10 protein-coding genes are annotated in these 13158 nt (G+C 65.0%); 2 read left to right on the top strand and 8 right to left on the bottom strand.

Features of this window, described 5'->3' with window-relative positions:
* Positions 1–9 precede the first annotated feature (9 nt).
* Positions 10–3111, top strand: a complete 3102-nt coding sequence (locus E2I15_RS10090) for a multidrug efflux RND transporter permease subunit (RefSeq protein ID WP_137477043.1) — start codon at positions 10–12, stop codon at positions 3109–3111.
* 131 nt (positions 3112–3242) lie between these two features.
* Entirely contained in the window at positions 3243–3983 is a 741-nt protein-coding gene (gene cnbZ, locus E2I15_RS10085; protein WP_137477042.1) for a 2-amino-5-chloromuconate deaminase CnbZ, read from the top strand.
* Between the two features lie 20 nt (positions 3984–4003).
* Here the strand turns inward: cnbZ and E2I15_RS10080 are convergent, their stop codons facing one another.
* From E2I15_RS10080 to E2I15_RS10045, 8 genes are all read right to left on the bottom strand, one after another.
* Positions 4004–4969, bottom strand: a complete 966-nt coding sequence (locus E2I15_RS10080; RefSeq protein WP_137477041.1) for a hypothetical protein — start codon at positions 4967–4969, stop codon at positions 4004–4006.
* 94 nt (positions 4970–5063) lie between these two features.
* On the bottom strand, positions 5064–5954 hold the full coding sequence (locus E2I15_RS10075; protein WP_137477040.1) for an ABC transporter permease: 891 nt from the start codon (positions 5952–5954) through the stop codon (positions 5064–5066).
* A gap of 4 nt (positions 5955–5958) precedes the next feature.
* Entirely contained in the window at positions 5959–6900 is a 942-nt protein-coding gene (locus tag E2I15_RS10070) for an ABC transporter permease (RefSeq protein WP_137477039.1), read from the bottom strand.
* A 31-nt stretch (positions 6901–6931) separates the two neighbouring features.
* Positions 6932–8443 (bottom strand): ABC transporter substrate-binding protein, encoded by a 1512-nt coding sequence (locus tag E2I15_RS10065; protein ID WP_137477038.1) that lies wholly within the window; start codon positions 8441–8443, stop codon positions 6932–6934.
* A gap of 17 nt (positions 8444–8460) precedes the next feature.
* Positions 8461–9558, bottom strand: coding sequence for an ABC transporter ATP-binding protein (locus tag E2I15_RS10060; RefSeq protein ID WP_137477037.1), 1098 nt, complete (start codon positions 9556–9558; stop codon positions 8461–8463).
* Positions 9555–10544, bottom strand: a complete 990-nt coding sequence (locus E2I15_RS10055) for an ABC transporter ATP-binding protein (RefSeq protein ID WP_137477036.1) — start codon at positions 10542–10544, stop codon at positions 9555–9557. Before E2I15_RS10055 ends, E2I15_RS10060 begins: the two co-directional genes overlap by 4 nt.
* A complete protein-coding gene (locus E2I15_RS10050) occupies positions 10541–11251 on the bottom strand; it encodes a DUF1028 domain-containing protein (protein WP_137477035.1) in 711 nt (236 codons plus the stop codon). The genes E2I15_RS10055 and E2I15_RS10050 overlap by 4 nt, the downstream gene beginning before the upstream one ends.
* 15 nt (positions 11252–11266) lie before the next feature.
* Positions 11267–13072 (bottom strand): gamma-glutamyltransferase family protein, encoded by a 1806-nt coding sequence (locus E2I15_RS10045; RefSeq protein ID WP_137477034.1) that lies wholly within the window; start codon positions 13070–13072, stop codon positions 11267–11269.
* Positions 13073–13158 lie beyond the last annotated feature (86 nt).

The raw sequence follows: 13158 nt of genomic DNA, 5'->3' as shown, positions 1-13158 counted from the left end.
GAGTTGGCGATGGCCTTCACTGATATTTTCATCAAGCGCCCGGTGCTGTCGGTCGTCGTCAGCCTGCTGATCCTGCTGATCGGCCTGCGCGCGGCGATGGTTTTGCCAATCCGGCAATATCCGAATCTTTCGAACACTGTCGTGACGATCACCACGTCATACCCCGGTGCGTCGCCCGAGCTGATCAACGGCTTCATCACCACGCCGATCGAGCAGGCCGTCGCGTCGGCCGAAGGCGTCGACTACATGACGTCGAACTCGGTGCTCGGCACCTCGACGATTCAGGTTTACGTCAAGCTCAACCACGATCCGAACCAAGCGCTGACCGAGGTGCTCGCCAAGGTCAACTCGGTCAAATATTTGATCCCGAAGGAAGCCTTCGATCCCGTCGTGACCAAGGCGACCGGTGACACCATCGCCGTGATGTATCTCGGCTTCTCCAGCGAAGAGCTGACCGGATCGTCGATCTCCGACTACCTGACCCGCGTCGTGCAGCCGGTGCTCTCGACGGTCGATGGCGTCGCGTCGGCCGACATCCTTGGCGGCCAGACCTTTGCGATGCGCGTCTGGCTCGATCCGACCCGCATGGCCGGACGCGGCGTGTCGCCCAACGACGTCGCCGCCGCGATCGCGGCCAACAACTTCCAGGCCGCCGCCGGCCAGACCAAGGGATTCTTCATCGTCTCCAACGTCTCGGCCAATACCGACCTTCAGAACATCGATCAGTTCAAGCGGATGATCGTGAAGGCGAAGGACGGCGGCTTCGTGCGCATCGAGGACATCGCGACGGTGGAGCTCGCGGCGCAGAGCACGGACGCCAGCGTCGCCTTCAATGGCGAGCACGCGATCTTCATCGGCATCAAGGCGACGCCGCAGGGCAACCCGCTGACCCTGGTGAAGGGCGTGCGTGCGCTGTTCCCCGACCTCGAGCGCAACCTACCGCCGTCGATGAAGATGAAGGTGGCCTACGATTCCACCAAGTTCATTCAATCGTCGATCGACGAGGTCGAGAAGACGCTCACCGAAGCGGTCCTGATCGTCGTCGTCGTCATCTTCCTGTTCCTGGCCTCGCTGCGGTCGGTGATCATTCCCGTCGTCACCATCCCGCTGTCGCTGATCGGCGTCTGCATCCTGATGCTGGCCGCCGGCTTCAGCTTCAACCTGCTGACGCTGCTGGCGATGGTGCTGGCGATCGGCCTCGTGGTCGACGACGCGATCGTTGTCGTGGAGAACATCCATCGACATCTCGAGGAGGGCCTGCCACCGGTGCAGGCATCGCTGAAGGGTGCCCGCGAGATCGTCGGTCCCGTCATCTCCATGACGATCACGCTGGCGGCGGTGTACGCGCCGATCGGCTTCCTCGGCGGCGTGACCGGCACGCTGTTCCGCGAATTCGCCTTCACGCTGGCCGGCTCGGTGATCGTGTCGGGCGTGATCGCGCTGACGCTGTCGCCGATGATGTGCTCGGTGTTCCTCAAGAGCGCGGAGGAGGGGCGTTTCGCCAGGCTGGTCAATCGCGTGTTCGGCGGGTTGACGCGGGCCTATGGCCGCCAGCTCGACCGTTCGCTCGACTACCGCCCGATCACGGCGCTGTTCGCCGTGACCATCCTCGGTCTGGTCGGCTTCCTCTATATGCACATCCAGAAGGAGCTGGCGCCGCAGGAGGATCAGGGCATCGTGTTCGCGGTGACCAAGGCGCCGAAATACGCCAACATCGACTACATCGATTTCTACGGCGACAAGATGGACAAGGAGTTCCAGAAGTTTCCCGAGACCGACCTGCGGTTCATCCTGAACGGCATCACCGGTCCGCAGGGCGGCTTCGCCGGCATGCTGCTCAAGCCGTGGGATGAGCGCAAGCGCAGCGCGCAGGCGCTGCAGCCGCTGGTTCAGGCCGAGCTGTCCAAGATCGAGGGCATCAGCGCGTTCGCGTTCAGCCTGCCGCCGCTGCCCGGCGGCCCCGGCGGTCTGCCGGTGCAGATGGTGATCTCTTCGACGGCCGGATTCCAGCAGGTGTTCGACCAGATGAACAAGCTGAAGGATGCGGCGCGCAAGAGCGGCCTGTTCATCGTCACCGACAGCGACCTCGACTTCAACCAGCCGGTGGTCCGGGTGAAGGTCGATCGCTCGAAGGCGAGCGATCTCGGCATCACCATGCAGTCGATCGGCGGCGCCCTGGCGACGCTGCTCGGCGGCAACTATGTCAACCGCTTCAATCTGGAAGGACGCTCCTACCAGGTGATCCCGCAGGTGCCGCGCGCCAGCCGGCTCGCGCCCGAGGCATTCAACGATTACTACGTTCCCACCGCGACCGGGCAGCTGGTGCGGCTGTCGACCGTGGTTTCGGTCGAGACCGGCGTCGATCCCAACGCGCTGACCCACTACAACCAGCTCAACTCGTCGACCTTCCAGGCCGTGCCGATGCCCGGCGTCTCGATGGGCCAGGCGGTGGAGTTCCTGCAGGGTGAAGCCAAGAAGCTGCCGTCCGGCTTCAGCTACGACTTCCTGGCCGACTCACGGCAATACGTCCACGAAGGCAACCAGCTGCTGGTCACCTTCGCGTTCGCCATCATCATCATCTTCCTGGTGCTGGCGGCGCAGTTCGAGAGCCTGCGCGATCCGTTCGTGATCATGATCTCGGTGCCGATGGCGATCGTCGGCGCCTTGATCCCGCTGTTCTTCGGCGTCGCCACTATGAACATCTACACCCAGGTGGGCCTGCTGACGCTGGTCGGACTGATCACCAAGCACGGCATCCTGATGGTGGAGTTCGCCAACGAGTTGCAGCTCAACGAGGGACTGGACCGCCGCGCGGCGATCGAGATGGCCGCTCGGATCCGCCTGCGTCCGATCCTGATGACGACGGCTGCCATGGTCACCGGCCTGCTGCCGCTGCTCACGGCCTCGGGCGCCGGTGCCGCCAGCCGCTTCTCGATCGGGCTTGTGGTCGTGGCCGGTATGACGATCGGCACGCTGTTCACGTTGTTCGTGCTACCGATGGTCTACACGGTGATTGCGACCGACCACCAGGCTGCGGCCCGTTCCGATCGTGCCAAGCAGATCGCCGACTACGAGCTCGACCGGCGCGGCGGCGCGCTGAAACCGACCTGAGCCCTCCAAGCTCATGCTCGCAGAGAAGGCGGCACTGGCGAAAGCCACTGCCGCCTTTTCTTTGTCTCGTGATAGGCTTTGCCGATGGCGGGCAGAAAATACTCGCCTCAGGAAATCCGGAGGAAACAGGCATGGCGAGCGAGTTTGCGGCGGGCAACTACCGGTTCATTCCGGCCGTGTTCCAATATTCGAGCGGCGCGCAGGCCAACGCGAGCTATGAGATCGAGCGGGTGCGCTTCGATCGCCTGCAGCCGCTCGCGGAAGGCTTTGCGCGGATCGCGGCCTACATCCGCGACGCCGGCCGGCCGCTGACCGCGTTCTGCGCCTGCGAATTGCGTTCGCCGGCCGCCTTCACCGAGGACGGCTTCCGCGCCTTCAACCAGCATTACGTCAAGACGCTCGCCGAATGGGGCCTGTTCGACGGCATCAATCCGGTGGCGCGCAGCAACGTCTGTCCCGAGATCGATCCGCCAGCCGAGCCGTCGTTCCATGCGTTCTCGTTCACGCGGCCGAGCACGACGACGTCGCCGTCCTTCGTGATCGCCGGCGGCGCCGAGGCGCGCGGCGGCACCGCCAGCTATCCGGACCGCATCGTTTGCTATCGCGATCTCAGTCCCGGCGCGTGGCGGGAGAAGGTCCGCTTCACCGCCGGCGAGATGGAGCGCCGTCTGGCGGAGTTCAGCTTCGGCTGGCAGGAGACGACGGCGGTGCAGGCCTACACCGTGCACGACATCCATCCGGTGCTCGTCGACGAGCTGGTCCGCCGCGGCGCCACCCGCTACGGCCTGACCTGGCACTTCTGCCGCCCGCCGGTGGTCGATCTTGAATACGAGATGGATTGCCGCAGGGTGCTGCGCGAGGTGGTGATTTAGGCGGATGCGCTTGCCTAAGTTCAGTCGCGAACGAACAACTTCTGCTTGGTCGCATCAATTGTCTTGCCTGCGAGCGCCGAGGGGTCTTCGGCGCTGAACACGATCTCGACGTCTCGAACGGTGTCGATGACGTCAGGTGGAATTTGCGTTTTCTCGTACGAGCCCAGCGTCCAGCCGGAACCCTGGCTGGACCATGCCACGTCGCCAGGACCCTTTGACTGCCGATCATGTGCCCAGAAGATGACCGCGACCTGATCGCGTCTCGACGAGCGATGAACCTCTTGCATGAACGATTGTATTAGGATTAGCGCAGCATCGCTCAGCTTGACGGAGCCGATGGGCGGAGCCGCCTTGCGAAAACCAGCGTCTGACTCGGCCGTACGGGGCTGAGCCGGAACATCATCGAGCGATTTTGCAAACAGGTCAGGGTAGGCCTCGAATGCGATGTGGCCGGCGAATGCGAGTTCGGCCGTGGCATCGAGGAATATCTCAAGCTCTGCCTTGGCTGTCTTCTCGTCGGCGGATTGCCGAACCGCATCCTGGCCGAGCTCGGATATGTCTCTCTGCAATCGCGCGAACTCGGTGTTCAGTCGTTCCGCAGTTGATCGCCCAATATCTTGCGACGTTGCATGCAACGCCCTTGGCGTAAAAGGCCTCAACGAGGCGGCCGCGACACTCGGATGAACCCTGTAGATCGGGCGGACAAAGCTCCTGTAGAGATCGGCGCGAATTGAGTCAGATCGCGAACGATCTGCATCTGCGCCGGCGAGGATTCGGCAGGCCTTGTGAACGTGTCGGATGATGTAGAGTGCGCTGCGGCGGCTCATTCGGATGAGCGTTGCTGGCTTCGGACGCCGAGCGCTGGCAACCCGTACCCGGCACGGCTCGTTTCGCGCGATTTGGCTGTCCTTCGGACGGTCGAGTGAAGCCCCGTGCGCCAGCGCGATCGACCCGCAGATCAAGAGTAATGCAAGGAACAACCGCATGAGAACCTCGAACGGAAATGCCGGTCGGCGCCGCGAAGGTCGGCGCATCGCGTAAACAAACCGTGCATCCCAGAGTTGAGATTTGACCGATATGTCACCGCGCCTTCGGATCGAGCGCATCGCGCAGGCCGTCGCCGACCAAATTGAACGACAGCACGACCAGGAAGATCGCAAGTCCCGGCCAGACCGCCATCCAGGGCGCGCTGGTCAGGAAGCGTTGCGCGGCGTTGAGCATGCTGCCCCAGGACGGCGCCGGCGGCTGCTGGCCGAGGCCGAGGAACGACAGCGCGGCCTCGGCGATGATCGCGGCCGCAATCGACAGCGTCGCCTGCACCAGCAGCGCTGGCAGGATGTTCGGCAGGATGTGGACCAGCGCGATGCGCCAGCGCGGATTGCCCATGGCGCGCGCCGCCTCGACATAATCCTCGACCTTGACGCTCATCACCTGGCCGCGGGTCAGGCGGATGAAGATCGGGGTCGCCGAGACGCCGATCGCGATCATGGCATTGCTCAGACTCGGGCCGAGGAACGCTGCGAGCGCGATCGCCAGGATCAGGAACGGACAAGCCAGCATGGCATCGGTGATGCGGCTGATCAGCGCGTCGATGAAGCCGCCGCGATAGCCGGCGACGAGGCCGAGCGGCACGCCGATCGCAAGCGCGATGCCGACCGAGATGACGCCGGCAAGCAGCGAGGCGCGGGCGCCGAACACGACGCGGGCGAACACGTCGCGACCGAGTTCGTCGGTGCCGAACCAGTGCTGCGCCGACGGCGCCTTGCGTACCAGCGACCAGCTCGTCGCGACCGGATCATAGGGCACGATCAGCGGCGCAAACCCGGCGAGCAGGACAAAGAGCGCGATCACGGCGAGCCCGAGCACGGCACCCTTGCGCCGGATCAGCCGCCGCCAGGCGCGCCGCGCCGGGCTCTCGAGCGCCTCAGTGGCGGCAAGCGGAGCGAGGGGGCTGAGTGCGGCGTCGGTCATCCGATCAGCCCCTCAGCCGCGGGTTGACGAGGATGTAGGCGATGTCAGCGATCAGATTGAGCGTGATGTAGATCGTCGCCGTGGTCAGCACCACGCCCTGCACGACGGCATAGTCGCGGTTGAACACGGCATCGACGATCAGCTTGCCGAAGCCCGGGATCGAGAAGATCTGCTCGGTGAGCACCGCACCCGACAGCAGCGTGCCGAGCTCGAGCGCGCCGAGCGTGATGATCGGTGTCAGCGCGTTGCGCATCGCATGCTTGAGGATCACCGTGCGCTCGGACAGGCCCTTCGCCCGCGCGGTGCGGACATAGTCGCTCTCCAGCACCTGCAGCATCGCGCTTCGCGTATGCCGCATCAGGATCGCCGCGATCGCATTGCCGAGCACGAAGGCCGGCATGACGGATGCGGCGAGGCTCGCGCGCCAGTTTTCGCTGAGCGGCACGTAGCCGGAGGCTGGCAGCCAGCCAAGTTCGACGGAGAACAGGAAGATCAGCATGATGCCGAGCCAGAAATTTGGCGTCGAGATACCCCACAGCGCGAACAAATTGGCGCCGTAGTCCCACGCCGTGCCGATCTTCACCGCCGAGATGATGCCGGCGGGAATGCCGATCAGGAACGCCACCACGATCGCCATGCCGGCGATTTGCGTCGTGACCGGCAGCTTCTGCGCGATCAGGCTCGACACCGGCATCTTGTTGCGCAGCGACTCGCCGAGATCGCCCATGAGCACGCCCTTGACCCAATAGGCGTATTGTACCGGGATCGGTTGATCCAAATGGTATTGCTGGCGGATCTGTTCGATGACGGCCGGGTCGCGCTCCTCGCCGGCCATGACGAGTGCCGGATCGCCGGGCAGCAAATGTTGCAGCGAGAAGATCAGGAGCGAGACGAAGAACAGCGTCGGGACCAGCTGAACCAGCCGCTTGGCGAGGAAGTTCAGCATTGTCGGCCCCGCGTGTCCTGCGCTGTGGCGATCATTTCAATTTCAGCCCGACCACGCGCACCAATCCGTCCGGCATCTGCCGGTAACCCTCGACCTTGGTGGAGTGCGCGATCAGGAGTGTGCGGTGATAGAGATAGATGATCGGCTCGTCGTTGAGCACGATCCCGGTCATCTTCTCGTAGATCGCCTTGCGCTGGGCGGGATCGTTGATCAGCCGCGCATCTTCCATCAGCTTGTCGGCTTCCGCGCTGGAATAGCCGCCATCGTTCTGCGGCGCCTTGGTGTGCAGGAAGACATAGGAATTGCCGTCAGGATCGATCCGGCCGCTCCAGTTGATCTGAAACACCTGAAATTCGCCGGCCTGGGCCTGCTTGAAAGTCGTCGCAAATTCGACCACGCGGATCTTGATGTCAAAGCCTGCTTCGGCCGCCATCGACTGCACGACCTGGGCTACGGCTTCGTTCTCGGCGCCCTTGGGGACCATGTAGTCGATGGCGACGGGCAGCGTGACGCCGGCCTCCTTCAGCAGCGCCTTGGCCTTGGCAATGTCGCGTCCCCGAACCGGAAACGCCTTCTGATAGTAAGGATGCGTCGGGCTGACCCACTGATTGCCCGGCGTGAACTCGCCGTTGAAGACGACCTGGTTGAGCGCCTCGCGGTCAATCGACAGATCGAGCGCCTGGCGCACCTTTTCCGACTGGCTGAGCGGCCCCTTGCTCTTGTCGTTGCCGATGTTGATGGTGAGGCCGAGATAGCCGAGTTCAGGTGCGGTCGACAGCACGAGCCGCTTGTCGGCTCGGACGTCCTTGATATCGGTGGCGAGCACGCGCTCGATCAGATCGAGCCCGCCGGATTTCAGATTGGCGAGCCGCACCGTGGCATCGACGATGGGAAGGAACACGATGCGATCGATGAAGACGTTGTCCTTGTTCCAGTAATCCCCGAATTTCTCGAACACCATGCGGTCCTGCTGCACGCGTTCGACGAACTTGTAGGGTCCGGCGCAGACTGGATGCAGGCCGAATTTGTCGCCCGCTTCCTTCACCGCCTTCGGCGAAACCATCATGCCGGCGCGGTCGGTCAACTGGGCGATCAGCGGCGAGTAGGGCGTCTTGAGCACCAGCTTGATGGTCAGGGGATCAACGACGTCGACGTGGTCCAGCGCAGCCAATTCCGGTTTGCGAAACGAGGTCGGCAGCGTCAGATGGCGCTCCAGCGAGAATTTGGCGGCTTCGGCGTCGAACGGCTCGCCGTCGTGGAACTTGACGCCCGGCCGGAGCTTGATCGTCATCTCCTTGCCGTCAGTCGAGTTCTCGTAGGACAGCGCGAGCTGCGGAACGATGTTCAGCTTCTCGTCAATGTCGAACAGCTTGTCGCAGAAGGCTGAAAAGACGATGCGGCCGACATAGGTGCGTCCGATTGAAGGATCGAGGATGTCGGGGTCCTCGGCGAGCCCGATGCGAAGGGTCGTCTCGGCACGCGCGCTCGTTCCGCACCAAGTCACGAGGGCCGCCATCAGGACCGCCAAGCGCCAAAATCTCATCGCCAACCCCTTATTCCCTACGCCTTTGTTCCCTGTGAAATAACCCCGGGCCGCCCCGAGACTTCCGCCGCATTGAACGCCGCCACCAGCTTTTCCAGTGTCGGCGAGAACCCGCCATCGGAGGGCACGATTGCCTCCGCGCCGGGCAACTCGCCTCTCCGGTGACAGGCCGTTGCATATCCGGTGCCATCTTCGCGCAATTGCGGAACCTCGCTGCGGCAGCGCGCGATCACATAGGGACAGCGGGTATGGAAGCGGCAGCCGGACGGCGGATTGAGCGCGCTCGGCAGCTCGCCCTCGAGCACGATGCGGCTGCGTCTGGCGCGCGGCTTCGGCACCGGGATCGCCGACAACAGCGCGCGGCTATAGGGATGGCGCGGGGCCGCGAACAGCGCCTGTGCATCTGCGGTCTCGACGATGGTGCCGAGATTCATCACCGCGACGCGGTCCGCGATGTGCTTCACCACGGCCAGATCGTGCGAGACGAAGATGTAGGCAAGCTTCAGGCGATCCTGCAGGTCGCGCAGCAAATTCAGGATCTGGGAACGGATCGAGACGTCGAGCGCCGACACCGGCTCGTCGCAGATGATCAGCTTCGGCTCGACCGCGAGCGCGCGGGCAATCGCGATGCGCTGGCGCTGGCCGCCGGAGAATTCGTGCGGATAGCGGCGCGCAAAGCGCGGCTCGAGCCCGACCAGACGCAACAGCTCCTCGACGCGTGCGCGGCGGTCCGCGGCCGGGACGAGATTATGCAGTGCCAGCGGCTCGGTCAGGATCTGGCTCACCGTCATGCGCGGGTTGAGCGAGGCGTAGGGGTCCTGGAAGATCAGCTGCGCGTCGCGGCGGAATGCGCGCAGCTGCTCGGCGTTGAGTGTGCCGAGGTCGCGGCCTTCGAAGCGGATACGTCCGGCGTCCGGCTCGATCAGCCGCAGCACCAGCCGGCTGACGGTGGATTTGCCGCAGCCGGATTCGCCGACCAGTGCCAGCGTCTTGCCGGCCTCCACCGTGAAGCTGACGCCGTCGACCGCCTTCACATGGGCGGTCGGCCGGCCGAGCAGCGAGCGTTCGGCGACGAAATGCTTCACCAGCCCTTCGACCTCGAGCAGCGCGGTCATGACACCAGCCGCTCCAGCGGCGCGCGGATACAGCGCGAGGCGTGGGTCGCGCTCAGCATCGCGAGCGGCGGCGGCGATCGGGTGCAGGCAAGTTCCACGAACGGACAGCGCGCGGCGAAGCGGCAGCCGGCGGGCGGGTCTGCCATGTTCGGCACCATGCCCTCGATGGTGGCGAGATGGCTGGTGCGGCGGTCGAGCCGCGGGATCGAGCCGAGCAGGCCGACCGTGTAGGGATGCTGCGGATTGGCAAACAGTTCGTCGACCGGCGCGCGCTCGACGATTTCGCCGGCATACATCACCGCGACCTCGTCGCAGACTTCGGCGACGACGCCGAGGTCGTGGGTGATCAGGATGATCGCGGCGCCGCTCGCGGCCTTCAGCTCCCGCATCAGATCGAGGATCTGCGCCTGCAGGGTGACGTCGAGCGCGGTGGTCGGCTCGTCGGCGATCAGAAGCTGCGGATCGCAGGCCAGCGCCATCGCGATCATCACGCGCTGGCGCATGCCGCCGGACAGCTTGTGCGGAAACTCGTCGATGCGTTTCTCGGGCGAGGGGATGTGGACGCGGCGCAGCAGCTCGATGGTGCGTTCGCGCGCCGCGCGCCGGGAACCGCCGCGGTGGCGCAAGATGGTCTCGATGATCTGGTCGCCGATGGTGAAGCTCGGGTTGAGTGAGGTCATTGGCTCCTGGAAGATCATCGCAAGGCGATTGCCGCGCAGGTCGCGCAGCGTCGCATCCGGTACGTCGAGCAGGTCGAAACCGTCGAAGCGGATTGCGCCGGAGACCGCGGCGGATTGTTTCGGCAGCAGCCCCATGATCGCGAGCGAGGTCACGCTCTTGCCGCAGCCGGACTCGCCGACCAGGCCGAGCGTGGCGCCGTTGGCGACGGAAAGATCGACGCTGTCGACGGCATGCGTCTTGCGGCCGTCATCGCCCTGGAAGGTGACGCGCAGGCCCTCGATCTCGATCAGCGGGCCTGCCGTCATTCGCGGCTCGTGGTTGCCGCTGCGATGCCGGCGTCGATTTTGGCGCGATCGCTGGTTCCGGCCGGGTTGCCGCGGGTCGGCATGAAGCTCCGGAACGGCACCCAGTGCTCACGGCTGACGGCTTCCAGCCGCTCAAGCTCGTGAAGGGGATCGGCGTGGTCGTCGACGCGCAGGTCGAGCAATGGCCATTCCTCCGCGCCGTGAATTAAGAGAGCAGCGGATTGCTTGCCGCGGTTGTCGCCGCCGGCCGCTTCGCCGGCGAACATCGCTTTGATCAGCCGCTCTGCGAACGGCAGCTTCTCGTTCTCGGCATAAACGCGCGCGGTCTCGTCGAGCACCGCGGGTCCGGCCAGCATGTTGCCGGCGATCGAGAACCGGTCGCCGGCGATATGGCCGAACCAATCGATGCAGTCCTTGCCGGAATGCGCCGCGATGCGGCCGCTGGCGTCCATGACATGGAGCTGCCGGCTCTCACGGCCGCTGTCGGGCGCAATCAGCGCCGCGATCACCTCATGCGGGCTGTTGCCGCCGCGTAGCAATGCGAGGCCGTCGATGCCGTAATAGGGATTGACCAGCGCCTGTGTCGCCACCGCGCCGATGCCGGGTGCGATGTGCGGCACCAGCGCGCCGACCGCGAAGAACCGCGTCGCGACGGCGATGCCGAGCTGGCCGGTGGCGCTGTCGCGGGCGATGATCGACCAGGTCATCTCAAACCTTCGTGTTTAGCGGCCTGCGGCGTAACCCTGCATGCCGCGCGGGTTGGCGGCGGCGCGGCGGCGGGCGCCGACCTTCGAGGCCGCGGTGAGGCGGCCTTCCGACCAATCGGGACCAATCTCAACCACATGGCCGCGGCGCTTCAATTCGTCGATGGTCGATTTCGGCACGCGGTTTTCCAGCACCAGCACGCCGGGCCGCGACGTGCGCGGCCAGAACGAGATCGGGAAATGCTCGGAGTGCCAGGCTGGCGCGTCGATCGCCTCCTGCAGATTGAGCTTGGCGTGGACATGACGCAGGAAGAACTGCGTGATCCACTGATCCTGCTGGTCGCCGCCCGGCGAGCCCCAGGAGAGATACGGCTCGCCGTCGCGCAGCGCCATGGTCGGCGAGAGCGTGGTGCGCGGCCGCTTGCCCGGCGCGAGCGAGGCAGGGTGGTTCTCCTCGAGCCAGAACATCTGGGCGCGGCTGCCGAGGCAGAAGCCGATCTCGGGAATCACCGGCGAGGACTGCAGCCAGCCGCCGGACGGCGTCGCCGAGATCATGTTGCCGGCCTTGTCGATGATGTCGAAATGCACGGTGTCGCCGCGCACCTCGCCGAACCGGCCGACGGTCGGCTCGCCCGCGCCCATGGCACCGACCGCTTCGCGATGCCCTTCGGCGTGTCGCAGCTTCACGACGCCGCCAAAACCCTCGACCGAGCCGGGGCGGAAGTCGAGCGAAGCCTTGTCTTTCGAGATCAGTTTGCGCCGTTCGTTGTTATAGGCATCGGACAGCAGCGTCTCGATCGGGATGTCGGCGAACTTGGGATCGCCGTAGAACGTCTCGCGATCGGCATAGGCGAGCTTGGCGGCTTCGATCTGCAGATGGATGAAGTCGGGACCTGCGGGATCGAGGCCGTCGAGCTCGAAACCCTTCAGCAGCGCGAGCTGCTGCAGCATCACCGGACCCTGGCTCCAGACCCCGGCCTTCTGCACGGTGTAGCGGCCGTATTCGTAGATGAGCGGCGCCTCGATGGTCGGCTGCCAGCGCGCCATGTCGTCGGCCGACAACACGCCGCGATGCGGCGAGCCGGAGACGTCCATCACCTCCTGGGTGCGGCAGAACTTGTCAATCGCCTCGGCGACGAAGCCCTTCGACCAGGCCTGCCGCGCGCGCTCGATCTGCGCCACGCGGTCGTGGCCTGCGCTCTCCGCCTCGCTCAGGATGCGTGTGTAAGTCTCCGCGAGCTTCTTGTTGGTGAAGATGGTGCCGGGCTTCGGCACCTCGCCGTTTGGCAAATAGACGTCCGCCGACGTGGTCCAGTATTTCCGGAACAGCTGCTCGACGGTCTTGATGGTGGCCGATGCACGCTCGACCAGCGGATAGCCGTCGCGGGCGTAGGCGATCGCGGGCTCCAGCACGTCGCGCAGCTTCATGGTGCCGTAGTCGCGCAGCAGCAGCATCCAGGATTCGAATGTGCCGGGCACGCAGGCGGCAAGCAGGCCGGTGCCGGGCACCATCTCGAGGCCCTCGCTGCGGTAATGCGCGATGGTTGCCTTCGCCGGCGCCGGGCCCTGGCCGCAGATCACCTCGCTCTTGCCGCGCTTGACGTCGTGTACGATGATCGGCACGTCGCCGCCGGGGCCGTTCAGATGCGGCTCAACCACCTGCAGCGTGAAGGCGGTGGCCACTCCGGCGTCAAAGGCGTTGCCGCCTTTCTCCAGCGTCGCCATGCCGACCGCGGTGGCGATCCAGTGCGTCGAGGTGACGACGCCGAAGGTGCCTTCGATCTCGGGCCGGGTTGTGAACGGATCGGGGTTGATGTTGCTCATGGCGATTGACCGTTCGTCGGTTTGTTGCTGGGCCTCTTTGGCGGGCGCACTTGATCACAGGCCGGCTGGTATGCCAACCGCTTGGT

Origin of the sequence: Bradyrhizobium sp. BR2003 (assembly GCF_009720285.1) — a bacterium.
GTDB classification, from domain to species: Bacteria; Pseudomonadota; Alphaproteobacteria; order Rhizobiales; family Xanthobacteraceae; genus Bradyrhizobium; species Bradyrhizobium elkanii.
Note: the sequence above shows the minus strand (reverse complement) of the source record. Positions and strands in the feature narration are given on the sequence as shown.

Bases quoted from the DNA above. Each gene is read 5' to 3' on its own strand.
- E2I15_RS10065 (WP_137477038.1), bottom strand. From the start codon at position 8,443: ATGAGATTTTGGCGCTTGGCGGTCCTGATGGCGGCCCTCGTGACTTGG.
- E2I15_RS10050 (WP_137477035.1), bottom strand. From the start codon at position 11,251: ATGACCTGGTCGATCATCGCCCGCGACAGCGCCACCGGCCAGCTCGGC.
- cnbZ (WP_137477042.1), top strand. From the start codon at position 3,243: ATGGCGAGCGAGTTTGCGGCGGGCAACTACCGGTTCATTCCGGCCGTG.
- E2I15_RS10070 (WP_137477039.1), bottom strand. From the start codon at position 6,900: ATGCTGAACTTCCTCGCCAAGCGGCTGGTTCAGCTGGTCCCGACGCTG.
- E2I15_RS10075 (WP_137477040.1), bottom strand. From the start codon at position 5,954: ATGACCGACGCCGCACTCAGCCCCCTCGCTCCGCTTGCCGCCACTGAG.
- E2I15_RS10060 (WP_137477037.1), bottom strand. From the start codon at position 9,558: ATGACCGCGCTGCTCGAGGTCGAAGGGCTGGTGAAGCATTTCGTCGCC.
- E2I15_RS10045 (WP_137477034.1), bottom strand. From the start codon at position 13,072: ATGAGCAACATCAACCCCGATCCGTTCACAACCCGGCCCGAGATCGAA.
- E2I15_RS10080 (WP_137477041.1), bottom strand. From the start codon at position 4,969: ATGCGGTTGTTCCTTGCATTACTCTTGATCTGCGGGTCGATCGCGCTG.
- E2I15_RS10090 (WP_137477043.1), top strand. From the start codon at position 10: ATGGCCTTCACTGATATTTTCATCAAGCGCCCGGTGCTGTCGGTCGTC.
- E2I15_RS10055 (WP_137477036.1), bottom strand. From the start codon at position 10,544: ATGACGGCAGGCCCGCTGATCGAGATCGAGGGCCTGCGCGTCACCTTC.